The sequence below is a fragment of the Waterburya sp. genome (assembly GCF_058530065.1).
In genome coordinates, this window is sequence record NZ_JBZNBU010000075.1 from 1 (window position 1) to 26,458 (window position 26,458).

At 38.6% G+C, this 26,458-nt stretch carries 23 protein-coding genes; 11 read left to right on the plus strand and 12 right to left on the minus strand.

Annotation, left to right across the window (positions count from 1 at the left end):
* Both AC33VI_RS04875 and AC33VI_RS04880 read right to left on the minus strand, forming a co-directional pair.
* Nucleotides 1–343, minus strand: a 343-nt coding sequence (locus AC33VI_RS04875) for a transglutaminase-like domain-containing protein (RefSeq protein WP_491781140.1), incomplete at its 3' end; no start/stop codon positions are given.
* A gap of 105 nt (nucleotides 344–448) precedes the next feature.
* Nucleotides 449–1,660: a hypothetical protein gene (locus tag AC33VI_RS04880; RefSeq protein WP_491781141.1), complete on the minus strand. Its 1,212-nt coding sequence runs from the start codon at nucleotides 1,658–1,660 to the stop codon at nucleotides 449–451.
* Nucleotides 1,661–1,814: 154 nt separating this feature from the next.
* On the opposite strand from AC33VI_RS04880, the gene rpsN reads away from it, so the two are divergent.
* Nucleotides 1,815–2,117, plus strand: a complete 303-nt coding sequence (gene rpsN / locus AC33VI_RS04885; RefSeq protein ID WP_491781142.1) for a 30S ribosomal protein S14 — start codon at nucleotides 1,815–1,817, stop codon at nucleotides 2,115–2,117.
* A gap of 107 nt (nucleotides 2,118–2,224) precedes the next feature.
* On the opposite strand, the gene bioD is transcribed toward rpsN, so the two are convergent.
* Nucleotides 2,225–2,923: a dethiobiotin synthase gene (gene bioD / locus AC33VI_RS04890; protein WP_491781143.1), complete on the minus strand. Its 699-nt coding sequence runs from the start codon at nucleotides 2,921–2,923 to the stop codon at nucleotides 2,225–2,227.
* Between bioD and AC33VI_RS04895 the strand changes: the two genes are divergently transcribed.
* From AC33VI_RS04895 to AC33VI_RS04910, 4 genes are all read left to right on the plus strand, one after another.
* Nucleotides 2,922–3,074 carry a hypothetical protein gene (locus AC33VI_RS04895; RefSeq protein ID WP_491781144.1) on the plus strand — a complete coding sequence of 51 codons (153 nt, stop codon included), beginning with the start codon at nucleotides 2,922–2,924 and terminating at the stop codon, nucleotides 3,072–3,074. The two genes, bioD and AC33VI_RS04895, sit on opposite strands and share 2 nt — an antisense overlap.
* Nucleotides 3,075–3,259: 185 nt before the next feature.
* Nucleotides 3,260–4,258, plus strand: coding sequence for a ribose-phosphate pyrophosphokinase (locus AC33VI_RS04900; protein ID WP_491781145.1), 999 nt, complete (start codon nucleotides 3,260–3,262; stop codon nucleotides 4,256–4,258).
* Nucleotides 4,259–4,526: 268 nt separating this feature from the next.
* Entirely contained in the window at nucleotides 4,527–8,468 is a 3,942-nt protein-coding gene (gene amt / locus AC33VI_RS04905) for an ammonium transporter (protein ID WP_491781146.1), read from the plus strand.
* 5 nt (nucleotides 8,469–8,473) lie between these two features.
* Nucleotides 8,474–9,442, plus strand: a complete 969-nt coding sequence (locus tag AC33VI_RS04910; RefSeq protein ID WP_491781147.1) for an endonuclease/exonuclease/phosphatase family protein — start codon at nucleotides 8,474–8,476, stop codon at nucleotides 9,440–9,442.
* Nucleotides 9,443–9,820: 378 nt separating this feature from the next.
* Here AC33VI_RS04910 and AC33VI_RS04915 read toward each other — a convergent pair whose 3' ends face one another.
* On the minus strand, nucleotides 9,821–11,431 hold the full coding sequence (locus AC33VI_RS04915) for a DUF6930 domain-containing protein (RefSeq protein ID WP_491781148.1): 1,611 nt from the start codon (nucleotides 11,429–11,431) through the stop codon (nucleotides 9,821–9,823).
* A 16-nt stretch (nucleotides 11,432–11,447) separates the two neighbouring features.
* Nucleotides 11,448–13,067, minus strand: coding sequence for a citramalate synthase (gene cimA / locus AC33VI_RS04920; protein WP_491781149.1), 1,620 nt, complete (start codon nucleotides 13,065–13,067; stop codon nucleotides 11,448–11,450).
* Nucleotides 13,068–13,248: 181 nt separating this feature from the next.
* Between cimA and AC33VI_RS04925 the strand changes: the two genes are divergently transcribed.
* Both AC33VI_RS04925 and AC33VI_RS04930 read left to right on the plus strand, forming a co-directional pair.
* Entirely contained in the window at nucleotides 13,249–13,581 is a 333-nt protein-coding gene (locus tag AC33VI_RS04925; protein ID WP_491781150.1) for a 2Fe-2S iron-sulfur cluster-binding protein, read from the plus strand.
* Between the two features lie 40 nt (nucleotides 13,582–13,621).
* Complete coding sequence (locus AC33VI_RS04930; protein ID WP_491781151.1) at nucleotides 13,622–14,155, plus strand: hypothetical protein; 534 nt, start codon at nucleotides 13,622–13,624, stop codon at nucleotides 14,153–14,155.
* A 17-nt stretch (nucleotides 14,156–14,172) separates the two neighbouring features.
* Here AC33VI_RS04930 and AC33VI_RS04935 read toward each other — a convergent pair whose 3' ends face one another.
* The 3 genes from AC33VI_RS04935 to AC33VI_RS04945 form a co-directional block, all read right to left on the minus strand.
* Nucleotides 14,173–14,559 carry a hypothetical protein gene (locus tag AC33VI_RS04935; RefSeq protein ID WP_491781152.1) on the minus strand — a complete coding sequence of 129 codons (387 nt, stop codon included), beginning with the start codon at nucleotides 14,557–14,559 and terminating at the stop codon, nucleotides 14,173–14,175.
* Nucleotides 14,560–15,134: 575 nt separating this feature from the next.
* Nucleotides 15,135–15,902 (minus strand): RNA polymerase sigma factor SigF, encoded by a 768-nt coding sequence (locus AC33VI_RS04940; protein WP_491781153.1) that lies wholly within the window; start codon nucleotides 15,900–15,902, stop codon nucleotides 15,135–15,137.
* 357 nt (nucleotides 15,903–16,259) lie between these two features.
* Nucleotides 16,260–17,885 carry an aminotransferase class I/II-fold pyridoxal phosphate-dependent enzyme gene (locus AC33VI_RS04945; protein WP_491781154.1) on the minus strand — a complete coding sequence of 542 codons (1,626 nt, stop codon included), beginning with the start codon at nucleotides 17,883–17,885 and terminating at the stop codon, nucleotides 16,260–16,262.
* Between the two features lie 132 nt (nucleotides 17,886–18,017).
* Between AC33VI_RS04945 and AC33VI_RS04950 the strand changes: the two genes are divergently transcribed.
* A complete protein-coding gene (locus AC33VI_RS04950) occupies nucleotides 18,018–18,170 on the plus strand; it encodes a hypothetical protein (protein WP_491781155.1) in 153 nt (50 codons plus the stop codon).
* Between the two features lie 136 nt (nucleotides 18,171–18,306).
* Here the strand turns inward: AC33VI_RS04950 and AC33VI_RS04955 are convergent, their stop codons facing one another.
* The 3 genes from AC33VI_RS04955 to AC33VI_RS04965 all read right to left on the minus strand — a co-directional run bounded on the left by AC33VI_RS04955 (nucleotide 18,307) and on the right by AC33VI_RS04965 (nucleotide 21,257).
* Nucleotides 18,307–19,290, minus strand: a complete 984-nt coding sequence (locus AC33VI_RS04955) for an RNA polymerase sigma factor, RpoD/SigA family (RefSeq protein WP_491781156.1) — start codon at nucleotides 19,288–19,290, stop codon at nucleotides 18,307–18,309.
* 452 nt (nucleotides 19,291–19,742) lie between these two features.
* Complete coding sequence (gene cbiB / locus AC33VI_RS04960; RefSeq protein WP_491781157.1) at nucleotides 19,743–20,753, minus strand: adenosylcobinamide-phosphate synthase CbiB; 1,011 nt, start codon at nucleotides 20,751–20,753, stop codon at nucleotides 19,743–19,745.
* Nucleotides 20,754–20,813: 60 nt separating this feature from the next.
* A complete protein-coding gene (locus AC33VI_RS04965) occupies nucleotides 20,814–21,257 on the minus strand; it encodes an Rrf2 family transcriptional regulator (protein WP_491781158.1) in 444 nt (147 codons plus the stop codon).
* A 271-nt stretch (nucleotides 21,258–21,528) separates the two neighbouring features.
* Between AC33VI_RS04965 and AC33VI_RS04970 the strand changes: the two genes are divergently transcribed.
* Nucleotides 21,529–21,915, plus strand: coding sequence for an AbrB family transcriptional regulator (locus tag AC33VI_RS04970; protein WP_491781159.1), 387 nt, complete (start codon nucleotides 21,529–21,531; stop codon nucleotides 21,913–21,915).
* 164 nt (nucleotides 21,916–22,079) lie between these two features.
* Here AC33VI_RS04970 and AC33VI_RS04975 read toward each other — a convergent pair whose 3' ends face one another.
* Nucleotides 22,080–23,714 carry an ArnT family glycosyltransferase gene (locus AC33VI_RS04975; RefSeq protein ID WP_491781160.1) on the minus strand — a complete coding sequence of 545 codons (1,635 nt, stop codon included), beginning with the start codon at nucleotides 23,712–23,714 and terminating at the stop codon, nucleotides 22,080–22,082.
* 433 nt (nucleotides 23,715–24,147) lie between these two features.
* On the opposite strand from AC33VI_RS04975, the gene AC33VI_RS04980 reads away from it, so the two are divergent.
* Together AC33VI_RS04980 and AC33VI_RS04985 are read left to right on the plus strand one after the other, a co-directional pair.
* Nucleotides 24,148–26,076 (plus strand): cation:proton antiporter, encoded by a 1,929-nt coding sequence (locus AC33VI_RS04980; RefSeq protein ID WP_491781161.1) that lies wholly within the window; start codon nucleotides 24,148–24,150, stop codon nucleotides 26,074–26,076.
* A 113-nt stretch (nucleotides 26,077–26,189) separates the two neighbouring features.
* The gene (locus AC33VI_RS04985; RefSeq protein WP_491781162.1) at nucleotides 26,190–26,312 is read left to right on the plus strand and encodes a DUF8629 family protein; all 123 of its coding nucleotides are present in this window, start codon (nucleotides 26,190–26,192) and stop codon (nucleotides 26,310–26,312) included.
* Nucleotides 26,313–26,458: the final 146 nt, after the last annotated feature.

Sequence of the window (26,458 nt, forward strand, 5' to 3'; positions counted from 1 at the left end):
GATCGGTAAACTCTCTAATGAGAATTACCCCTAAAGGAATAGCTAACAACCACAGGAAATTAGTCTTGCCTAAATTTTGCCAAACCGTGACAATTCGAGCAAACTGAAACCCAATCCAAGAGAAAAGATCTTTCCAGTTTTGCCATGGGGATTGGTTGCGATTTTCAAAAGCAATCCAAGAAGCAGGAGTGGTATCGAAAGTTTGCCACTTGCCATCTAGATATACTTGAGTCCAAGCATGAGCGTTACGCGATCGCACTATATATTGCTTTTCTAATTTGCTGAATTCCCTCACTGAATATCCCACCAGATAGCGAGTGGGAATACCTACCCGACGTAACAATAAAGCGGTAGCCGTAGCAAAATATTCTCAATGTCCAGAGCGATGATTTAATAAAAAAGCTCCCAGAGGAGTTTTATTTGTACCCTGTCGGGCAAGATCGAGGGATTATTCAAATTCTGTATTAAAAAACTGATGGACTTTCCCTAGGGTAGCTTTAGGAGTTTGGGGATCGAGATTTAATTGGGCAATAATGCGATCGATCGCTGGTTGTTCCCCAGCTACTACTTTTAAATCTGCCTCGGTGGGAGAACTATCTAATGATAAATCTGGATCGTAGGTAATCTGATAAAACAAAAAACTGGCATCGCTGGCTATTTGCACCGTACCGTATTGATTGCGTTCGATTTTTTCCAGTTCGGGTAATTTAGTGGCAGAAACACTACCATAAGGAAGTTTTAATAAAGTACTACCTTCTGCTAAATGTTCTGAAACGGTAATATTTTTCTGCTGTGGGGAAGCTTGACCCCAAACCCAGGTACTTTCGTCTTTGCCAGCTTGAGGGGAAACAAATTCGGGTTTTGCCGCAATCCAAAAACCAGAGGCATATTTATTGTAAACTGCCGTTCTTAATAGCTGGGGTACTATTTGTTGCGGAGCAGGTTTGACTCGCAAAATGATCTTATTAGACTGTTTTACCGAGCCAATATCTCCAATAGCCGTACTTACTTGAGTTGGATCGGAATGGGGACGATAAAAACCATAGAAAAATTTAGCTGTATTTCTTTCTAAAGATAATTGTAATTGGTGTAATCCGATATGTCCGACTGTCCCCAAAGCTGTCGCTCCAAATAATAAAACGAAGAAAACCCAAGCAGAAAATCTCTTCGATCGCAGGGGAATTAAAGCCGCACTAATTAAAATAACAATACCAATATAAAACAGAAAGTTTCTACTATTAGCAGCACTAGCAGCCAAAATACAAATGCCAAAATAAGGATAGGTTAGATTTAAGAGAAATAACTCTTGACGATCTGGTTTATCTTTAAAAAATAGTAGAGCCTGAAGATCTACTCGATCCTCCAAAGCATAAGCTTGAGCGATTAATAAAGGAGCGCAGATTACAGGCAGCCATTGAAAAAAACTAAAAATCAAACCCAAAGAGCGATCGCTAAATAAGAGGTAAATTAAGACCCCTACCAAGATTACCGTGCAAATATGAGAAGACTTGCGAAAGTCTGCTGTAGTTAAATTCCACCGCCAATCAATATAGCGGGAAAGTTCGTAGGCGATCGCCAGGGGAATAGCAACAATCCAAAACCCTGTTTGCCAACCCCAAAAAACTATTGTTGCGCCCAAAAGAAATGGCAGGAGATTCATAGAATCTAGTAAAAAAAGACGATATTAATTGCACTCGTCAACTTTAACTTTTTCCCCTTCGAGTGGGTAGGACAACTCGAAGAAATTATGAATTGAATTCAAGTTCGAGTTATACTAGGAAACTGTGTGTTTATTTTAAATACTTATAAATTTTATGGCCAAGAAAGGAATGATCGAGCGTGAAAAGAAACGCGCTCGCTTAGTAGAGAAATATGCGTCAAAAAGAGCAGCCTTAAAAGAAGAATTGCGTACTGCTACTTCTGCTGCTAAAAAGCTAGAAATTAGTCGCCAAATTCAAAGATTACCTAGAGATAGCTCTGCTACTCGCAAGCGCAACCGTTGCATGGTAACTGGTAGACCTAGAGGTTACTATCGCGATTTTGGTCTATCTCGTAACGTACTGCGCGAGTGGGCGCACGAGGGTTTGCTTCCTGGAGTGGTCAAGTCTAGTTGGTAAATTATCTTCTTCTTAGAGTTCGACAGATCTCGGTTAAGGATTAGAACAATAAGCTTCACTCAATCGAAGGTGAAATAGTGAAGCTATTGACTTTTCGCTCGCAGCAATTATTGGGGCAAAATTGATTCTATATCCCAATTACTAACAATTTTGCTTAATTTTTGGGTATCGTTTAGATCTTCAATATAGGGCAGCGTACCTAAAATCGGCACTTGAGTTAAAGATTCAATTAAGTCCACTGGAGTTAGATCTCCAATACTCGCCAACCCTTCAGAGTGAGTGCAATTAAGAATAATTCCTTGAAGATTTATTTTCAGGCTGCGTGCTAAAGCTACATTCGCTACCACATTAGCGATCGCTCCTAACTTTACAGGGACTACTAACACCGTTGGCATTCGCCAATCAGCAGCAATATTACCGACAATTAGTTCATTGGTAACGGGAGAACCCAAACCTCCCAGAGTTTCTAACAGTACCAGATCGGATTTTTGTTGAACGGTAGAAAACTCTTGCCAAATTTTAGCCAATTCGATGATTTTCCCCTCTTTTTCCGCCGCCACGGGGGGAGCAACTGGAGTTTCCAAGCGTAGGGGTACAGAAACTTCTATAGATGGATTTTCCGTAAATAAACGGTTGTATAATTCCCAATCTCCTGTTCCAGTTTGAATCAGCTTGAATATACTTAAAAGAGGATGGGTGTTGGTAGTGTTTTGAGAGCGATAGTTTTGCCAATAGGCAGCCAAAGCGATCGTGACAAAAGTTTTACCAACATCCGTATCTGTTCCTGCAATCAATAATGCTGTCATGTTTTTTAAGATAGCTTTGGTATTTTTTTATACTTTACTTTATCGTTATACCAAGATGGTAAAGGGTCTAGATCTCCCAGAATATACCCTAGCCAGATGTACCGATGCTAAAAAGCATCAAAAAAAATATAATGTACCCAGAACGATTTAGTATATGAATATACATAAAATATCCAGAAATTCTAATTAAGCTGAATTTTATTGTGTTTTTTGCCTTGAACTTTCTAGACTAAGTGTAATTCGTGAGATGGTATTTTCTTCTGAAGCATACCTACAAATCGCGATGTCCCTGGTTGATGATAAGATTGCCCTGAATATAAGTTAAATATATTTACCGTGAGCCACAGTACTACCTTATTGCCTCAGTCGATAGAGCAGACTGCTTTTTTCTCAGACTCCAATCGTCTCCGACTATTTTCTGGTTCGGCTAACATCCCTCTTGCCAAAGAGGTGGCGCGCTATCTAGGAATGGATCTAGGGCCAATGATTCGCAAGCGTTTTGCCGATGGGGAAATTTACATTCAAATCCAAGAATCAATTCGCGGAGCAGATGTTTATTTACTTCAACCCTGTTGCAATCCCGTTAACGATAATTTGATGGAATTGATGATCGTGATTGATGCTTGTCGTCGGGCATCAGCACGTCAAATCACTCCTGTAATTCCTTATTATGGTTATGCCAGAGCAGATCGTAAAACTGCTGGACGAGAATCCATTACAGCCAAACTAGTAGCCAATTTGTTAACCGAAGCTGGTGCGAGTCGAGTTTTAGCGATGGACTTGCATTCGGCACAAATTCAAGGCTATTTTGATATTCCCACCGACCATGTATATGGCTCTCCCGCCATTTTAGATTATCTAGCAGCGAAAAAGTTTGATGATTTGGTAGTAGTATCCCCCGACGTTGGTGGTGTAGCCAGAGCGAGAGCCTTCGCCAAGAAATTAAACGATGCACCTCTCGCAATTATTGATAAACGCCGTCAAGCCCACAATGTTGCTGAAGTGATGAATGTCATTGGTGATGTAAAAGGTAAAACTGCGGTTTTAGTGGACGATATGATCGATACTGCGGGTACTTTAGTTGCTGGAGGTAAATTATTACAACAAGAAGGAGCAAAGGAAATTTATGCTTGTGCCACTCATGCTGTTTTTTCTAATCCTGCGGCAGAGAGACTATCTAGCGGTATTTTTAAAGAAGTTATTGTGACTAACACAATCCCTATTCCTGAAGACAAACAATTCGAGCAATTAACAGTACTGTCGGTAGCGGGATTGTTAGGGGAAGCGATTTGGCGCATCCATGAAGCTAGTTCTGTTAGCAGTATGTTTCGCTAATCGAAAGCTCTAATAGTTTTAAAAGAGTTTTTAGTAGTTAGTAGTTAGTTTTTAGTTCAATTAATTGGTAGATTTGAACCACTAATTAATTAAGACTCTTAAATCGAAGGTTATGAGAGGGGACTTAGACCCAAAAACTAATAACTAATAACTAATAACTAATAACTAATAACTAATAACTAACCGAAGGTTAAACACAGTTTCAGTATTATCCTCATGAATTCTATTCGTGGGGATAATATTTAGGTGTATAAATTTGTTCGAGTAAATGCAAGAACTAGATCTTAATGTTATTTGGGTTGTAGGTTGTGCGGGATTGGTACTGCTAATGCAACCTGGTTTTATGTGTCTGGAATCTGGTTTGACCAGATCGAAAAATAGTATCAATGTAGCAATTAAAAATCTAGTAGATTTAGGAATATCTGCCTGTTTCTTTTGGAGCTTTGGCTATGCTATTACCTTTGGAGCTTCCTATTTGGGATTAATCGGTTCTTCGGGCTTTTTTGTCAGCCTGGAGTCAGATCCGAGTTTAGCAGCCTTCTTTTTATTCCAGATGATGTTTTGTGGCACTTCTACTACTATTGTCTCTGGAGCATTAGCAGAAAGATTGAAGTTTAAAGGCTATTTGGCGATCGCAGCTATTATTTCAGGTTTGATTTATCCCCTATTCGCTCATTGGGTATGGAATGGGGCTACTACAGGGCAATGGCATGGCTGGCTGGGAAAACTGGGTTTTGTGGATTATGCAGGATCGACCGTAGTTCACAGTGTCGCAGGCTGGGTATCTTTAGCTGCTTTACTGGTAGTTGGTTCGCGCACGGGGAAGTTTGTCGGTAAAAGCGATCGAGGTTGGCAATCGAAAAAAATTCATGGCTCTAATTTACCTTTTTCGGTATTGGGAGTAATGCTGCTGTGGGTGGGTTGGTTTGGCTTTAATGGTGGTAGTACCTTTGCCCTAACTAACGAAATTCCCGAAATTATCGTGCATACCGTATTATCTGGGCCTGCGGGCATGATGGGGGCTGGCATAGTCGGTTGGAAAAGACGAGGGGCAGTAGAAGCAGAAACTTTAATTAATGGCTCGATCGCGGGTTTGGTTTCGATTACTGCTTCCTGTAATTCTGTAGCTACACCTTATGCCTTGTTAATTGGGGCTGTAGGGGGAATTACCATGCTTTTGCTGACTGACTGCATCGAAAACTGGGGTATTGATGATGGGGTTGATGCCGTAGCGTTACATGGTTTTGCAGGTGCTTGGGGAACTCTGGCAGTCGGTTTATTTGGAGATTTGGATACTTTGGCTACTGGCTTGAGTCGTCACAATCAAGTTTTAGTGCAGCTTTTAGGTATCGGTATTTGTTTTGCTTGGAGTTTTGGCGTTACCTATTTGATTTTGAGTAATTTAAACCGCATCTTTCCCTTACGAGTAAGCTTAGAAGAAGAGGAGATGGGCTTGAATGTTGCCGAACACAACGCCAAAACGGAAGTCTACGAACTATTTAGAGTAATGGATCTTCAAGCAGAAACCAAGGATTATAGTTTGCGAGTACCAGAAGAACCTTTTACAGAAGTTGGCAAGATTGCTTATCGTTACAATCAGGTAATGGCATCGGTAGAAGATTATTCGCGACAGTTACAAGAACTTAACGCCAGCTTAGAGCAAACCGTTGCCGAACGCACTGCAGAATTGGTTACTGCCAATGGGGAACTTAAACGTCTCGATCGCCTTAAGGATGAGTTTTTGGCGAATACTTCCCACGAATTGCGGACTCCTCTCAATAGTATTATCGGTATTAGCGAATCTTTGATCGATGGGGCTACGGGTAAGCTTCCAGAGCTAACTTCAGCAAATTTAGCCATAATTGCTAATAGTGGTCGTCGTTTGTTTAATTTAGTCAGTGATATTTTGGATTTTTCTCAAATACTCAACAATAATTTAACTCTCAGCCTTAAATCTGTAGGTTTGAGGGAAATAGTCGAAATTGTATTGGTTCTTTGTCGTCCTTTAGTAGTTAATAAAGATCTACAGTTAGTTAATGCGATCGCTGGTGATACTCCTAATATTCGCGCCGATGAAGATCGCTTGCAACAAATACTTTATAACTTGGTAGGTAATGGGATTAAATTTACCGACCGAGGCAAAGTTGAAGTAACAGCCAACCCCACAAGCGATCGCGATAAGTTGATAATTACCGTAGCTGACACGGGGATTGGTATTCCTCAAGAGAAACACGAAAGTATTTTTGAATCTTTTGAACAAGGAGAAGGATATACTGGGCGCGAGTATGGTGGGGTGGGGTTGGGTTTGTCGGTTACCAAAAAATTAATCGAATCTCATGGAGGAAACATTTGGGTGGATTCTGAAGTGGGGCAAGGTTCTCAGTTTAGTTTTACCATACCTATCTCCCAGGATGATGAAGAAACCGCGAGTATAGTTGCAGATGTCTGCACTTTTCAAGAGAACGTTGAGCATATATCTTTAGTTCAAGCACCGCAAATTCCCCTCGATTTACCCGTTGAAACTACAGGCGAGGCAACTAGGGTGCTGATTGTAGATGACGATCCTGCCAATTTGCAAGTATTAATTAATAATTTATCTTTGGCTAAAACTAATTACGATATTTTTCAAGCATCAAATGGCATAGAAGCCTTGCAAATATTAGAAGAGGGACTAGACCCCGATATTATTTTGTTAGATGTAATGATGCCGAGAATGACGGGGTATGAAGTAGCTGCCAAACTCAGAGAAAACTATCCACCAGATCGCCTGCCAATTTTGCTATTAACTGCCAAAACTCAAGTAAGAGATATTGTTACGGGATTGAGTGTAGGAGCAAATGACTATCTCAACAAACCCATCTCTCGCGACGAACTAATCGCTAGGATGAAAACCCATACCAATTTGCGCCAACTCCGCCAAGAAAATTTGCGTCAAACGGAAGAATTACAACGAGCCAAAGATCAATTAGTCGAATACAACCAAAATCTCGAAGCAATAGTTAAAGAACGTACTGCCGAACTTTCCCAAACGTTAGAAATACTTAAAGCGACTCAATCAGAATTAGAGATTGAAAATGCTTTACTACGAAGCGACGAACAATCTTTAAACTTTGACTATCAAGTCGGGGGTAGCTTGCCGATGGATGCCCCTACTTATGTAGTCAGAAAAGCAGATCGTCAATTATACCAAGCTTTGAAATCGAGTCAATTTTGCTATATTCTCAATTCCCGTCAGATGGGTAAATCTAGTTTGCGAGTGCAGATTATGAAACGCTTGCAAGCAGAAAACTTTATTTGTGTGGCGATCGACTTATCAGAAATTGGCAACCAACAAGTTACCAGCGAACAATGGTATGCGGGCTTTCTTTATGGCTTAATTAGTGGTTTATCAGAAATAGATTTATTGGAACTCCGTAGTTGGTGGAAAGAGCATAATTTTCTTTCTCCAGTGCAGCGTTTGAGTAAGTTTATTGAAGAAGTTTTGTTAGTAAAAATAAATCGCCAGATTATTGTGTTTATTGACGAACTAGATAGTATTTTAAATCTTAGTTTCGATGCGGATGATTTTTTGATTTTATTGCGTACTTTATTTAATAAAAGAGCCGATCGCGATATTTTCCAAAAAATTACCTTTGTCATGTTGGGAGTTGCTACTCCCGCCCAATTAATTCAAGACAAAAATCGCACTCCGTTTAATATCGGTCAAGCAATTTCCTTACAAGGTTTCAAACTTCACGAAGCTCAACCATTACTAAGAGGATTGGCAGATCGAGTAAATAGCCCTCAGATTGTTTTGAAAGAAGTACTTTATTGGACAGACGGACAACCATTTTTAAGTCAAAAAGTGTGTCAGCTAATTCGTAATTCTGCTGAAATAATTCCCATGAATCAAGAAGCTGAATGGATTGCTAAATTGGTTAAAGATAATATTATTCACAACTGGGAAGCTCAAGACGAACCAGAACATCTCAGAACCATTCGCGATCGCCTGATGAGTCTTCAAGAAAATACTGTTTCCGTACTTTTGGCATACCAAAAAATATTAGAGAGAGACAATATAATTGCTAATAATAGTTTGGAGCATACGGAATTAATTCTATCTGGTTTAGTAGTAAAAGAAGACGAAATATTACGAGTTAGCAATCGTATTTATCAAGCTATTTTCAACAGTCATTGGCTGATTAAAACTTTGGTTCTATTGCAACAATAATAACAATGATGGAACTTAGCAAAAAAGCGATTAAAACTTTCCTATTTATAATATTGATTTTGATCGCAATCTTGTCTATTGGTATTTTGTCTTGGTGGAATTATCCTTTAGAATTACTCTGCAATTTTCGGGTTTACTATTTCCTAATTTCTTTAATACTTGCGATCGCCTGTGTAATTTGCCAAATATATGGGTTGAAGTTGCGACGATTATTGTTTTTATCTCTAGCAATAACTATTTTTAATAGTGTTTGGATTATTCCCTGGTATCTACCTCATCCACAACAAAATTCTGAAAATTCAATTCGAGTTTTAACCTTTAATATCAATACCCAAAACGATCGCTGGGATGAGATTGCTAATTCCATTAAAAATCTTCAACCCGACATTGCTACTATTATTGAAAGTAGTATCGAAGCCAAACAACAATTAGCCCCAAGATTGACTAACAAACTATCCTATGTTTATCGTACTTCTGGCGGTGGATTGACAATTTTTAGTCGTTTTCCTTTAATTTCTCCTCAAAGTAAAACCTTCAAAAATGGCACGATTTTAGTTACATCTCTGCAAATAGAACAACAAACAATTAAGCTAATTGCTGCCCATCCTACAGTCCCTATTAAGCCAAATTTATTCCACCACCGCAACACTTTTTTAGCAGAAATCGCTACTTATATTCAACAACAACCAGAACCTCTAATTTTCTTGGGAGATATGAATCTTACTCCTTGGTCACCCTACTACAATAGACTAATTAATACCACCAATCTCCGTAACACTAGACTAGGATTTGGTATCGAACCTTCTTGGTTAGAAGATGCTACCTACATTCGCTATCCCGACTGGTTTGTTACGATGATAAAAATTCCCATCGACCATATTTTTGTCAGGGGAAATATTAAAGTTATTGATTGTCAAACAGCCAAAGCAGCAAACTCAGATCATCGGATGTTGTGGAGTGATTTAATTTTATAAAAGTAGAGTTTGAAAAATGCGATCGCTTTTATTTCATAGCTTGTCAGCAAACTCTCAAAATGCTGATTGACTGACAAAAGATGAATTAAAAAACTTGAAAGGATTGAGCAATAAAAGATTTAGAGATTTGACAAAGGTGAGGGGGAGTCAGCATTCTGAGATTAGACATCACTCATAATTCCAGAATACTGTGAAAAAGCGGTGCGACCCCAGCGAGGTTTCCTCGCTATGGGAACGCGCACCAAGACAAACTCCCGTCTTTACAATGCTCTGAATCAATGGATGAGTCAACCATTAGACTGGTCACATCTGTGCCATCTAAAAACTTGTATTTGGATGATAATTAACTTTAATCAGATAAAGTTTGCAAAAATTTGCTCAAAATTCCAAGTTAGGCAATAATTCTAAAACCCCCATGCCAATATCGGCTCCATTAATTGATTTAACTTCAAACAAACCAAGCATATCTTTCAGTTGAGGATTGCCACGATTGTTACCCGTCGATCCCATAGCAACAATTAATAGACAATTTCCTTGAGATAATTCGCAATTTTGATGCCAATCTTCTATTATTTCTAGATGTTCTGGATTTTCTTGAGAATATTCAGCAAAGATATGTAATTCTTCATCCCCCGTTTGTAACATCCCTAAATTAAAACATTCCCCAGTAATTTGATTTTCTCCTGGATTAAAGCAGATAGACTTTAAGCCTCCCGCATCTTGAATCCGTTCGATCAGGCGTTTGGCTTTAGGTCGAGTAGTTTGAATAAAAATCGTAGGTAATTCTGGTTCTGGAGGAAGATTGTTTAAAGACTGGTGATATGTTTTTCCTTGTTTTTGGACTAGTTCGATTGTTTCTAGGGGTAGAGTAGTTAAAATAATCAAAGAACCATCAGGAACAAAATCTTCTCGAATTGGAATATCTATTTCTCCATCCAGAAAATCGGGGTAGTTACTCATTCCCATATCTAACAGTTCTTCTGTAAGTTGGGGTAAAGTAGAAACCTTGGTTGAGATAGTTTGCTTTTTGCTGTCTGTTAGAGAAAGATGAATGCGATAAGATTGAGTGATTGCCTCAATTGGTTCTTCTGCTAAAGTTGCTTGATGGCGATGGCAAAAGCGCGAGAGACTGTCTAATACGGCGTAAATAATTTTTGCTTCCTCCTCATCCAGAAAAGGGCGCATTCCTTCAAAAGGATGTAAGCTACCAAAAAAAGATTCGACTTGTCGATTTTTTACCGATTGAGATTCCGCAGGATCTACTTCATAATTGAGAAACCAACAATCTTGGGCGAGAAATGCTTGCTCCAATTCTTCAGGAGATTGATTAGTACCCAAAGCAGCAGAGCGAAATTGTTTGAGAGAATCTAGAGAGCGATAAAGCAATACTCCATATTCTGCGGACATCATGCCCATGATGCAAAGATAAACTTCATCTACAGGACAATTTTTTAATTCCACTCGCAAAATATCGCTATCTGCTAATGATTCCCAAGGCGCAATATCCCAAATTTTTTGAGCAACTTTTTCTAAAGCTTGTTGATATACTGCTGGTAAAGCGGAGGTGAGATCGTCCTCTGTCTCAGCAAAACTTTCAAATAAGCGATCAATTAAGGGCAATTGAGGAGAATATTCAATATTAATCTCTAATCCCTGCAAAACACCCCGCAAAAAGAATTGAATTTCGCGATCGCGCACCACTATTTTTTGCGGACGGTGGGGTTGTCCTGGGTGGTGGGGAGACTCAATGGCTCTTAGTAAAGTTCTGACTATGGCTTCGATACCCATATTAGCAGGAACTACATCCATGGCTCGAACTGCACCTTCCGAACCATCTACCCAAATTACGCATTCTCCATCGGTATCTAAACCCAAATCTAAATGGGATGCCATATTTCCCAAGGGACGGCGATCGCCTTCCCAGACAACACTAGGTAGTTGGGGAATTTTGAGCAGTCTACTTTTAGTTGTTTTGGGGAGAGCCGTCATATATGTTTAAACTTTACTAATTAATAATACTTACTTTTTTCGCACTAGAGGCTTGCAATAGTAAACCATATTCAATACCTTCTACAACTGCTTGATAGGAAGCATCTAGTATATTGACAGATACGCCTATAGTTGTCCATCTTTCTTTGCCGTTGCTGGACTCTACTAAAACCCTGGTTTTAGCTGCCGTTCCTGCACCACCGTCTAAAATACGAACCTTATAGTCTGTCAAATGGAAATTAGCAATTTCAGGATAAAACTTCACTAAAGCTTTGCGCAAAGCACTATCCAATGCAGCTACTGGGCCATTACCCTCTGCTACTTCTAATAGTTGTTTGCCATCTACTTCTACTTTAATGGTAGCGAGAGCGGAACTTGCGGAATTATCTGTTGCTTGCTGAATATTGCAATGTACTTGAAAGCCTTGCAGTTGAAATAGTTGTTTGTGGGGTTTGAGTATCGATCGCATTAATAGTTCAAAACTCGCTTCTGCTGCTTCAAATTGATATCCTGCGTTTTCTAAAGATTTTAGGCGATCGAGAATTTGACGGCAGGTAACATCTTGTTTGCTCAAATTAATCTTAAATTTGGCAGCATAGTGCAAAACATTACTCAAACCCGACTGATCGGAAATAACAATTCTTCTTTCATTGCCAACTAGTTCTGGTTGAATGTGTTCGTAGGTGAGGGGATTTTTGGCTACCGCCGAAACGTGAACTCCCGCCTTATGGGCGAAAGCAGATCGCCCGACAAACGGCGCATTGTCTTCTGGGGCGAGGTTGACTATTTCGCTAATTAAACGACTGCTAGAACTTAATTCTGATAATTCTTGCTGTCCTAAACAGTCGTAGCCTAATTTGAGTTGCAGGTTAGGAATGGCAGTACAAAGATCGGCATTACCGCATCGCTCTCCATAACCGTTGACCGTACCCTGTACCATAGTCGCTCCAGACATCACGGCAGCGATCGCATTAGCTACCGCAACACCTCCATCGTTATGGGTATGGATGCCAATTTTAGTTTCTGTTTCGGGGATGGCATCGACCATTTCTGAAATAATTTGGCTTATCTCGTGGGGTAGAGTACCGCCGTTGGTATCGCATAAAACCAACCATTCCGCCCCAGACGCTAAAGCAGTTTTCAAGGTTTTTAGAGCGTAATCGGAATTGTGTTTGTAGCCGTCGAACCAATGTTCGGCATCATAGATAACCTTACGTCCCTGACTTTTTAAATAGCCAATCGTATCGCGGATCATGGCTAAGTTTTCTTCTAGGCTAGTTTTGAGGGTTTCTGTGACATGAAGATCCCAAGACTTGCCAAAAATAGTTATCCAACGAGTACCCGCCGCTAAAATCGCCTTAAGCATCTTATCTTCTGCGGCAGCACTATTAGGACGGCGGGTGGAACAAAAGGCAACTAGTTCGGAATTCTGTAAAGGTTCTTCTTGTAGCTGCCAAAAGAATTGTACGTCTTTAGGGTTTGCTCCTGGCCATCCTCCTTCAATAAAAGGGACTCCCATCTTATCTAGTTGGCGAGCAATCTTAACTTTATCGTCTAAAGATAGGGATATTCCTTCCCCTTGAGAGCCATCTCTGAGAGTAGTATCGTAAATCCAAATTTTTGATTTTTGATTCATGATTTCGATCTTATTTATTTTTCATCATTTATCGACAATGGCGATCGAGACTAAAAATTGGCAAATTTTTGATTAATCTTTAATAAAAGTCGGTATTTCGCAATCTTCAACATTAAGAAATGTTAAATTATTTAGAGATAATTAATAGATAAATATTTTCTCCCAACAGTACAAAATAATTATGCCTACCATCAGCGTACAAGGACAAAAAATTACCTGCGAGACTGGTGCGAATTTACGCAAAACTTTATTGAAGCACAAAATAACCGTTCATAACGGTAACTCAACAATTATCAACTGTCGGGGAATTGGTAGCTGTGGCACTTGTGCGGTAGAAATTATTGGTCAAGTCTCACCACCTAATTGGAAAGATAAAACCAGACGCTCTCTTCCCCCTCATTCTCTAGACCAAAATCGCCGTTTGGCTTGTCAAACTAAAGTCCTCGGGGATATTGAAGTGATTAAATATGATGGCTTTTGGGGACAAGGATCTCAAAGGATAACTAATAACTAATAACTAATAACTAATAACTAACTACTAATAACTTTAAAAAATGAACGTTTTTAAGATTTCCCCCATCATTCGCATTACTCTGTTGTGTCTTTATATAGGTTTAACAGTTCCGTTACCTTTTTTAGCAGACTTCACCGATGCACCCGTGCCATCTTGGACGTTGTGGGTTGGCATTGCCCTTGGTGCGATCGCAGTTTACGGTGCTTTAAGTGAAAAGGTAATTTTGGATGACGAGCGAATACGAGTTGCCTATCCCGCTTGGATACCAGGTTTTTTCCGCCAAGGTTGGTCTTTATCTTGGCAAGAGATCGACAATTTGAAAATGCGTACCACTGGTCAAGGTGGTTTGGTTTATTATTTTACTTCTCCTACGGCAGACAAGGCTTATTTATTACCCATGCGTATCGCTGGCTTTAATCGAATGGTCAACATCGTTACGGAGAAAACTGGTATCGATACCACCGACGTTCGTCCCCTTTCTCAACCCTGGATGTATGGCATTTTATTTATTTGTACGATGGTTTTATGGTTATTAGATGGTTGGACTATTTGGACTGCAACTCAAATGTTGTAAATTTGAGATTGTGAAAACTACCAAATAATTTTTTGTCCTATATGTAGCAAGAGTAAAAATAATACTGCGTAGTTGAAATAATTTAACTTTTTTAAATTGTGTTTTAGTTCGGCAAAAGTTAGAGCTAAAAATATTAGTAAATTGAATGCAAATAAACCTACAGCATAAACCCAATAAGTACCTAAATTGTAAAAGTCAATATTAGTACCTTGAGTCATTAATAATCCGTGAATCAATCCCAAGCAAATAGTTATTAGCAAGCTAAAATAGGAAAACTTTAAAGATATTCGAGCTTGAGGAATAGTATCTTTAAAGGTGCTGGTAGCGGTTGGATATACTACTGCGATCGCTCCTAACAAAGAAAAGATACCTACTGTATTGGCTATTAGATTAGGCTGAATCATAATTTTACTGTTGATAACTTTTTATTAAAAAAATATTGTAAACTGAAGATTTTTTGTTGAAGTCTCCAGTTTTATTTTGAGTTTGAATTCTAAGTTTTCAATATCCAACATTATTTTAGTTGTCGGTAAGATACTGCATAAAATCAGCACCAAATTTAGAGTCAATACTCAAACAAAAAACAGCATACAAGACTGCGGCAGTAATTAAAGCCTGAAAATATTTCATGATTATTAAATTTTCAACATTAATGGTCAATTTAAACTTAATTACGATCGGCATTGATGGAATATGCACTTTCACAATCTCATCTGAGTTATCTACATATATATATTGCGACTAACAACTTACTACAATTAGTAGCAATTATTTTACGGAGTTAAGTTAAATGAATAATGAGAATTAATTTCATTAAGTAAAAAGCATCTAAAAATTTTAGATGCTAGGAATAATATTATGAAAGTTCTCTAAAAATAATTACTATTACTAAAAGTATTTAAAACATTAAAACTCTTTACTAAAAATCTATAATATTGGTTTTAAATAAAGTTAAACAAGAGCAACAAAAATTTTAAACTCATGCGACTTGAGGTTCTAACATATTGCCTAACTGCTCGATTCCTTTATGAAGGTGTCTGGTAACAGTCATTGGACTAATACCAATATGTCTTGCTGCTTCTTTGCGAGGTAAATCCCACAGAAAAACGCATTCAATTGCTGCTTTAGTTTTATCTTCCAACTGACTCATTGCTCTTTGTAATTGCAATTTATCATCTTCTAATTTACGTTGTTTTTGATATTGAGGATCGGCAATAGTATCGCCAAAAGTAATTGATGAGTCTAGAGAGTTATTGACTACTGCATCTAAGCTAATAGGTAAACGATTTTGTAGAGCTAGCTGACACTCACTCCATTCTGCTAAAGGAACTCCCAAACTATCTGCTAATTCAATATCTTTAGGCAAGCGTCCTAATTGCTCGATTAAGTTTTTACGTAGTTTTTTTCCTCTGGTGTAAAGTTCTTGCCAACGACGAGGAATTCGCATCATACTACCCTTATCTCGGAGGTAATGTAGCATTTCACCACGAATATAAGGAATAGCAAAAGAACTAAACGCCGAACCTTGCTGTGGATTAAAACGTTCGATCGCTCTAATTAATCCGAGGTAACCAATTTGTTCTAAATCTTCATAAGGTTCGGCACATTTACGAGAAATTTGATGAGCTACTTTTCTAACTAAACCTATATTTAACTCAACTAATTTATTGCGTAATTTTAAAGAGGGGTTGCGATGATATTGTTGGAGAAATTCCATACAACGATAACTAAGGGTTGGAGTAGCCATAAAATAAACTTTATTCGTATCAACAATCTATTTATGCGAATCTAAATCTCATTTTCGGTTGCGAGCTAAATCTAGACCATAGTTGTTTTACGGAAAAAAACTGATTCTGGCTTTTTGTTCTACGAACAAATACGTATTTAAGATTTAATTTTTACTGAATATTTAAGGGAATAAACTATTTATTTAAAACACTCTAATCCTGATATTTTTATTTTTAAAATACGTAAATATTCCGAGATATTTTTATACTATATAATTAATTCTTTTAAATTATGTCTAAAAAAAAAGCTATAAAAAAAATGCAGAGATAGTAATTACTATCCCTGCATTTATAAACTAAATTAACTTGAAATAAACTTATAACTTACTAAGTTCTTCGTTTAAAATATTTACAGTCAAACGAATCTGTTCGACAGTATGATTGCAAGTGATAAAGAACCTCAAGCGTGCTTCATTTTGAGGTACAGAAGGATAAATCATAAAAGGAACATTTATGCCCCGTTTAAACAAATTTTGCGATAGTTGGATTGACTTTAAAGAATCCCCCACAATAATGGGAATTACAGGAGAATCTTGACTCATTCCCGTATTCAATCCCTTTTCCTTCGCTAAATCTAAAAATAGTCTGGCTCTGGCTTGAAGAGTAGTAGCTCGTTGGGGTTCTTGCTTCAAAACCTGAATTGAGGCGATCGCAGCAGCAGTATTTGGAGGAGACATTCCCACGCTAAAGACAAAACCAGGAGCAGTATATTTGAGATATTCAATTAAAGCCTTAGAACCTGCAATATAGCCTCCACAGCTGGCAAAAGACTTACTTAAAGTTCCCATCCACAAATCCACGTCTCTGGGATTTATAGCGCAATATTCGCTAATTCCGCGACCTGTTTTGCCAATAGTACCCATAGAATGGGCTTCATCCACCATTAATAAAGTTTTATATTTCTGCTTTAATTCGATAACTTTGGGTAAGTCGGCAATATCCCCATCGGTGCTATAGACTCCTTCCACTACAATCAAAACTCTTTGATAGCGGTGACGGCGATCGCGCAAAATTGCTTCTAAAGCTTGATTATCGTTGTGAGGAAAGGCTGCCAAACTAGCCCCTGAAAGAAAACAGCCCTGCATGATGCTGTTATGACTCAGGGAGTCATAAATTACTAGATCGTTTTTACTCAGTAAATGACCGATGGTAGTAACGTTAGTTGCATGACCGCCTACCATAACAATACTGTCATCCACCCCAATAAAATCGGCTATTTCTCGTTCCAATTCTTGGTGAATGGGTTTTTCTCCAGCAATCAAACGACTGGCGCAAGCAGAAGTACCGTAGAGTTTTGTCGCCTCATTAGCAGCTTGAGTAACAACAGGATCGCCACACATCCCAATATAATTGTAGGTGGCAAAATTAATCAATTCCTTACCATCGATTGTAGTGCGATCGTTAACTACAGTTTCTTGAGGAATAAAAAAGGGATTACCATTACCCAAGCTAGCAACTTGCTCTTGCTGGGCTTTTAACTTTTTATATTCGGGAAATTCTTCAAATTGATAATTTTCGGCAGAAATATCGAGAAGACTTCCTTGACCATCTAAATTAGAAAGATCCACAGATGTAGCAAATTCCAAATCTTGAGCCGAATTTATTCTATCTTGCAATAAATTACCCGTTCCCAAATACTGTGCTAAAGACTCAATATTTTGATAGTCCCAAAGCAAAGTAGGAGGTAGACGACAACCTAAATAATCTTCCAAATCTCCCGAAAGATTGATTGCCTCTGCCGATTCTAGACCGTACTCCTCAAAATTTTGTCCGACATCAATCTGATTTGGTTCGAGTTCCAAAACTTCTGCCAGCTTATCGATCAGCCACCCCTGAATTGCCTCGGCTTGAGAGACGTTGCTCGCTCCATTTAAGCCAGCATTTCGGCGGTTGGAAAGATTTTTGGTTTCTTTACCATTTAACGTTTCTTTGAATAGTGTCATTAATTCACTCCTACACCACTTAATTTAAAAATCTACAGGGAACAATAGGTTCGACCGTAGACAGGGGATATCTTTTGGGTCGCTTATATATTGGTCTAGCCGACACCTTCCAGACCACAATTTTCATATTTGATGGTTATTTTGTCACAAACCCCCGCCAAAATACCAGGGTATCTAGCAGGGGTCAAGACTTGCGCCTTCCTTTGCCCAAAAAACGATCTGGGCTTGCCCCGTTTGGCTTGGGGTAAACCCCTGTCAGCAGGGCAGGGTTGCTCGTCAAATTAGTTTGTTTAGTTTGTAATATTAATATAATGGCGACCCCACTTTTTGTTACAAAGATACAGAATCTATAAAATGATAGATCGAATCTATAACAAACTCGTGTAGATCGCCAGTTTTTTAGCAAAATATCTTGCCAATCTTAGCTAGCAACATATTCTCTAACGTAACTTCTGCGCCGTCTTAATTGAGATAAGGCTTGATGTTCTAGCTGACGAACTCTTTCCCGACTAATTCCCATTCTCTGACCGATTTTTGCCAAAGATAGTTCCTTGCCATCGTCCATACCAAAGCGCAAGCGAATCACTTCTTGTTGTTGGGGAGATAAATCCGCCATCAAACTAAGCAAGTCTTGACGCAATAGCTGTTGGGTGGCGTAGCGATCGGGAGAAATACCGTCATCTTCAAGCAATTCCGATAACTCGGTATCCTGATTATCTCCGACTCTGACATCCAAAGAAATAGGCTGACGGGCTATACTCAAGTATTCTCGAATTTGAGAAGTTTTGAGTCCCAATTCTTGAGCAATTTCTTCGGGTTTAGCACTACGTCCCAAGGTTTGAGATAATTCTCGCTGAGTTTTTTTAATTTTATTAAGCTTTTCGGTAATGTGAATGGGCAAGCGGATTGTACGAGCTTGCTGGGCGATTGCCCTGGTGATTGCTTGACGAATCCACCAATAGGCATAAGTTGAGAACTTGTAGCCTTTCATGGGGTCAAATTTTTCTACACCCCGCTCCAAGCCCAAGCTTCCTTCTTGAATTAAATCGAGAAACTCCATGTTACGTTTTTGGTATTTTTTAGCGATCGCTACTACCAAACGTAAATTTGCCTCGATCATTTTGCTTTTAGCTCGTTGTCCTTGTTGGATAATCCTGTTAAGTTCGATTTCACTCATTTGGACTTGTTCTGCCCACTCCTTCAGGCTGAGTTGGCAATCTTGTTGCTCTTCTAACTCTTCTTTCTTTTCTAACAGGATCATCATTTTCTGTACTTGTTTGCCATAGACAATTTCTTGTTCGTGGCTCAACAAGGGTACCCGTCCAATTTCATGCAGGTAGGTTCTGACCATATCTGCGGAATAGCTTACTTTGTTGTTAGTTTTGGCGATATTAGCTTTGGGCATCTTTACAGTTATGACTCCTATATGAACTGATTGAAAGTCAGCGATACTTCTTGTTTTTATGAACTGTCCGACTGTTGGTTTAGACTCTTTAAGTTTGATAAAGGTTCAATCATTCTTAATAAAATATTGAATTAATTAAAGGCGATCGCCCTATGGATCAGATTTCGGACAATCTCCTATCTTCTATGATGAACTCAGTAGATTTATGCAGGAACTATTTTTAGACCCAGATTTCCCTACTTTTGAGGTAGTAATTTAACCTCAGTCTGGATTTGCTATTAAAGCTAGCTGACTTATCTGAAGTTAAGCTAACTATCAACTGAGAAGAAAATGAGAAATACAGTCGTTTTAATTAATTTGTGTATCGTCTAAGTTGCTAGTTCGAGGGATTGGGGATTGGAGATTGGAGGGATTCTTCAAAGCATGAAGGATGAGAAAATTATTAATCCCTACTACCCACTACCTAGCCCCAACAAATCAATATTCAACACCACATCAATAACCAAGGCGATCGCCAGCCAGGATAAAAAACAGTAACGAGTTAAATTGAGAGCGAGATCGATCTTGGCTGTAGTTATAGGTTCTAAATTATCTCCTAGGAGGGGTTTTTCTTTGACTATTCCTTTATAGGTATTCTTCCCTCCCAACTGTACTCCCAAAATTGCTGCATAAACAGCTTCACTCCAACCAGAATTGGGGCTGGGATCTTTAACTCCATCGCGACGACAAATAGCTAATACTCGAACTGGTTTTTGAGAAAATAAACTCAAGGTGAGAACCGTCAAGCGACAGGGAAGCCAAGTTAAACGATCTTCTAGTTGCGCGCTAAACCAGCCTATGTCTGTATAGGGTTCGCGAAGATAGCCCACCATCGAATCTAGGGTACTAGCAGCCTTGTAAGCTAAGGCTAAGGGTAAAACTCCCAATCCTGGTACAAACGAGCCTAAAATAGCGTAAAACAGAGGAGCTGTGACTCCATCAACCGTATTTTCTCCTACAGTTTCCAACAATGCTCTCAGTATCTCCAATTCCGATAAATTCTCTGTATCCCTGCCTACATATCGGCTCAAACGAGAACGAGCTTCGATTATATCTTGAGTAGCGATCGCACCTAATACGTCTTGAACTGCAACTCGCAAGCTTTTTCCTGCAAAGCAACTAGCCAGCATAACTATTTCGCTTGCATATCCCAATAGAGGATGAATTTTTGACAAACTCCAAACTATCGTCCAACCGATAATTCCACTAATACTAATTAGAGTTAAACCTAAAATAACACCCGCCCAACGACGCGATCGCGACGAATCAAAAAATTGAAGCATTAAATCAGTCAATTTCTGAATTGTCCAACCCATAACCTGCACTGGATGAAGCCAACCCCAAGGATCGCCAATTAAATAATCTTCAATGGCAGCTAAAACTAAAATTAAGACCGAACTAGAAATAGGCATTGTTTGAGTCATAATGATGGTTCGAGATCGAACAAATCTAACTAACAACTAACAACTAATAACTATTCAATCTCAAACTACAAAGTTATTTTTTTCTCCACTAGCTGCTTGCCAGCTACGGGCGTCATAATATAGATCCGCCAAAGTGATACTATATAAAGCCTCTTTTAATTTTTGGTGCAATCTTTGCCACAAACTAAATGTTACCCAATCTTCTGCTAAATTGCGATCGGGAGAATAATTTTGTAACGGCTCGATAGCTTCTCCCACTGCTTCAAGAATTCTACCTAAAGAAATCTGTTCTGGTTTGCAAGCTAACTTATAGCCTCCTTTTGCTCCTCTCACTGATTTTACTAGACCTGCGCGTCTCATTTCTATCAATAACTTTTCTAAATAAGGTGCGGGTAAATCTTGTCGTCGAGCGATACTTTTTACCGATGTGGGTTGATATCCTGGTTGTAAACTTAAATCTAATAATGCTTTGACACTATAATGACCGCGAGTAGTTAGCTTCATCTGATATTTTTTTATAAATTGGAACTACTTGGAACTACTTTAAACTGTATGTATTTAACTCGATATTTTTTATAAGGTTACTAAAATTATTTTTTTGTACTGTCAACTATATCTTTAATTACTAGATTTTTATTTTTTATTTAGTTAATTTTGCTCGATGCGTGTAATATAGTTCTATAAGAAGATTGCAAAGTAAAATATGTAAACTTTGTATTACTTTAGCTAAAAGCAAAATTGTAAACCAAAATATTTTTTTAGTTGTTTCAAGTTAATGGCAAAAGCAACCCAACCGCAACCTTTAGTAGGTGCAACATTAATCGATAAAGTCAAAGAACTAGGTAATCTCTCAAAAGAGGAAAAAGCTAGAGAGTGTGGCTATTATACTGTCACAAAAAATGGTGTAGAAAGAGTTAATATGATGAAATTTCTTAATGCACTAATCGATGCAGAAGGAATTGAGTTAGATAGTACTTCCAACGGTCAAGGTAGAGGAGGACGTTCTGCTAGTTATCGTATTAGCGTTCAATCTAATGGTAATTTATTAATTGGCTCTGCTTATACCAAAAAAATGGGACTCAAGCAGGGTGACGAATTTGAAATTACTCTAGGTAGAAAACACATTCATTTACGCCAAATTGGTGGTGACGATGAGGAATAAATTATTCCATTTTGATAATATTTAGCTAGCAAAATAGACATTATAATATAGTCATAAATTTGCAATTTAATTAGAGGAGTTCGGTTAGACCTATGTCGATCTACCGTTCGTCCTCAATTTTATTTTGGGCAAATAATTTTGCTCGAGCTAAAGATAAACAAAACTTATGTTGTTTGAGATCGATCGATCGCCAACTTCCAATTAAGATAGTCAAACTGAGAATCTTGAATAATTTTATCTTCAGTAATATTTAACTCTCGAACGGCTTCAGCATCAAGGAGTAAAGGAACATTGGGGTTGTGTTGCCAAAGATATTTTAAATCGTTTATTTTTAGGGGAATGACTTGACGATCGCTATAAAATTCTAGGCTAGATCTTCTGCTTGCCATAGATGAATAAATTATTTGTTTTTCTGGAATATGTTGGCGAATTAACTCGGCAATTGGTTTTACGGGTTCTACTGTTTTTAATTCCCAAATCCAATGGGGAGAGATAATTAGCAAGAAAATCGAGACAAAAAGACCCCAAAATAACAAAGGAATAAATTGTTTTGCTTGTTGGGCGATAACTATAGCCGTAGCAGCGAAAGTAATAGCTAAAGAGCCGCAAATAAAGGGAAGATAAAAATCAACATAATCGCGGATTCCCCAATGCAACCCAGCAAAAGCTGCCAAAGCTGCCATTAAGGCAAAACCATAAGTTAAAACTTGAGGATAGTCTTGATAGCTGGGTAAGTTGCGAATCAGATCCAACTGCTTTCCCGTGACTAAAGCCAAAGCTGGATAGATAGGCAAAATCGACCAATAATTACTATCTAAGACTAAAAAAACCAAACTAGAATATATTACTAGCCAGGCGATCGATAATTTACCCCACCCCCAATTAAGGTTGCGACTGGCTAGTCTGATACCAGCGATACTAACTAACAACCAAGGAATAATATACTGCAAACCTTGAATTAGATAATTCTGGGGAGTTAGCTGGAAACTAAACTCCATCGCAGATATCTGATTGAGAAATAAATCGTATAATTGTTTTGTATTGCCAAACTCGCGAAAGCGAAACCAGCGAGCGACATAATAGCCAATTTCGGGAACTATCCCCAAAAAGACACCACCCAAAAAATAAGCAGAAGTTAGCAAACGGGGAGTATCCCATAATAAGAACCCGATAATTATGGCGACTATGGGCAAACTAATCATACCTTTAGTCAAACTCATCAGTCCTAAGCCAATTCCAGCTATCAAAGACCACCTTAAATCTCGACGCGATCGCAAGACAGCCCAAATAGTTAGCAATTCAAAGCATAAAAATGGGCCATCAGACATTGCCAAACGCCCCAAGCGCACTACAGGCAGGCAAGTTAAATAGACTAATGCAGAGAATAAAGCGGGAAAACGAGCGACAAAAATTTCCCGACCAATACTATAAACTAAAACTACCGAACAAGCTCCCAGTAAAGCTCCTGGCAGACGGGTGGTAAATTCACTAACTCCAGCAACTTTATAGGCGATCGCAATTAAATCTTGTACTAACGGCGGTTGTGCCAAATATGGTTCGCCCCATAATGTAGGAAACATCCAGTTAGAAAAAGTATCTGAATTGCGATAAATCTCCTTGGCAACCTGTGCGATTAACCCTTCAGAGGAATCTAGTAAAGGTAAATTGCCCAAATTGACCAAAAATAAAATTAATGCTACTGAAAATAGGCTTGTAAAATAGAAATACGACTGCCAAATTTCACTTTGGCGTAGTTTGTTCGGCGAACGTCTCCAGATAGATGTAGGATGGGATGGCATAAGTTAAGGCAATGCTAATGAATGCAATTTTTTAGTATTTTTTATTGATGGTCGATAAAAAGATGGATTGTTAAAAGATTTTTCCAAAATCCTTAAGTTATTTAGTCTTTGTCTTAGACCTTAAATATATTTATCTATTTATCTTAATTAGTTTATCTCTTTATGTTCTTTAAGAGACTCTGGCGATCGAAATCTTGAGTAATTTTGATTTTTTACTCGGATGTTAAAATATGACCGAAGAAAATAGTTAGGAGCTAGTTAAATAGTTGAAATTATTAGTTCGTTAGCTGGCAAAATCAAGAGTATCGATCGCCATAAATAGATCGAATAAAATAGATTAACTATTAACAAACCAAAAAAATTTTCAAAAACTTATTTTCTTTTTTAGTTTAACTGCCAATCTGCGCGAGAATGCCAAACTCTTTTATAGCTTATGGAAGGATCTTTTGAAATTACTCTACAAATAGTTATTGCAGTTCTTGCTGGTATTAGCGCGCAAGTAGTAGCTGAATATTTTCAAGTACCCAGCATTGTTTTCTTGTTATTGTTTGGTATTTTACTCGGTGCAGATTCTTTAGACATACTCCATCCCCACGATTTGGGTATTGGTTTAGAAGTTTTAGTCGCACTTTCTGTAGCCATAATTCTGTTTGAAGGGGGACTCAACTTAGAGTTGAGAGAATTGGGCAAGGTATCGGGTAGTTTGCGTAATTTAGTAACCATTGGGACTCTAATCACCTTAATTGGTGGAGGTATGGCAGCCCATTGGCTAGCAGAGTTTCCTTGGTCGATCGCTTTTCTTTATGCTTCTCTGGTGGTAGTGACTGGGCCTACGGTGATTGGTCCTTTGCTCAAACAAGTTAGAGTAGACCGTCAGGTAGCTACCTTATTGGAGGGAGAAGGAGTTCTGATCGATCCTGTAGGAGCAATTTTAGCGGTAGTAGTACTCAATACGATTCTCAATACCAACGCTGCCCCCATAGATATTATGAGCGGTTTGGTATTGCGTCTGGGAATTGGCGCGCTCGTCGGCGGCTTGGGGGGATGGTTATTAGGCATATTTCTCAAACAAGCTAACGAACTATCGGAAGAATTAAAAAATCTTGTCGTCTTAGCTGCCGTTTGGGGTTTGTTTGGACTTTCTCAAAGTTTGCGTAGCGAATCTGGTTTGATGGCGACAGTAATTGCAGGTATAGTTCTCAAGGCTTCGGCTATTCCTGAAGAAAGACTCCTCAAAAGATTTAAAGGACAACTCACAGTCCTTTGCGTTTCAGTTTTATTTATTCTTTTAGCAGCAGATCTTTCTATCGATAGTGTATTCGCTTTGGGTTGGGGTAGCGTTTTAGCCGTTTTTGTTCTCATGTTGGTTGTTCGACCGATTAGTATTGCTGCTTGTACTTGGAATAGCGGGATGAATTGGCGACAAAAAACCTTTTTAGCTTGGGTCGCACCCAAAGGTATTGTTTCTGCTTCTGTTGCTTCTTTATTCGCTATTTTATTAACGGAAAAGGGCATAAATGGGGGCGATGCGATCAAAGCCTTGGTATTCTTAACAATTTTGATGACAGTTTTCTTCCAAGGTTTGACGGCTCGCTGGGTGGCTAGTTGGTTACAGATTGCTTCTAGCGATGCTAAAGGGGCGGTAATTATTGGTTGCAATCCTTTGGGACGTTTGATGGGTCGTTTGTTTCAACAACTAGGGGAATCTGTCGTCGTGATCGATACCGACCCCGAAGCCTGTAAAAAAGCCGAAGCAGATAATCTTACGGTATTTCAAGGTAGTGCATTAGTTCCCGAAGTTTTGGATGAAGCGGGAATTGAATCGATGGGAACGTTTTTAGCTCTCACCAATAATGGCGAAGTTAATTTAGTTTTAGCTCAAAGAGCCGTAGAAGAATTTAGTCCCCCCAGAGTTTTGGCAGCATTTCCTCAGACCAATTCTGCAGAAAACAGTAAAACAAAGGTCAATCAAGCATTAGTTCCACAGCTACCAATCAAAACTTGGAATGGTTATATCGATGACGGTCAAATTAAATTAAGCTTGACAACTTTAAAAGAACCAGAGTTTTCCTTTAAACTAGCTCATCTACAAGCTTTAATTAGGGCTGGGGAAATGCTGCCATTATTGGTCAAACGCAATGATAGTCTCCAAGTAGCAGTAGCCAATGAAGAATGGCAAATTGACGATGAAATCTACTATCTAATCCACGACCCCAGACCCAAACTCCTCAAGCGTCTATCGGGGGGAAATCAATCGTCTCGTTTACTTTTGGAAAAGATACCAGAAGTAGAAGAAATTCCTTTAGCAGCACCCATTGTTAAAGCTGTAGAAGGAATAGATAATGAAAGAGTAGGGGAGTAGGAAACTAAGGGAAAGCGATCGCTACAGAATCAACAGATTCTTTCTAGAATCATTTAAAGAAGAACGGACTATGATGTAAGTGAAATTTTAGTAACTCCAATATATAAATAATCATGGATGTTAAATTGATTTTATTGGTATTGACAGGGCTGTTTAGCGTTGCTTGTTTGTTCTTCGGTACAAAAGGTGGTTATTACGACACCGATAAGTATGATGGCAATGGTTCGGCACACTAATAAGAAAGCTAAAACAAAATAAACAATCTAACTTAACTTCTCTTTAAATTAAGATAAGTATTTTCACCTCGGTCATTTAAGATTTTAAACAAAGGCACTATTACAGAGTTGGATGTTTCGTTTGAATCTGGGCGATCGGGGGTGAA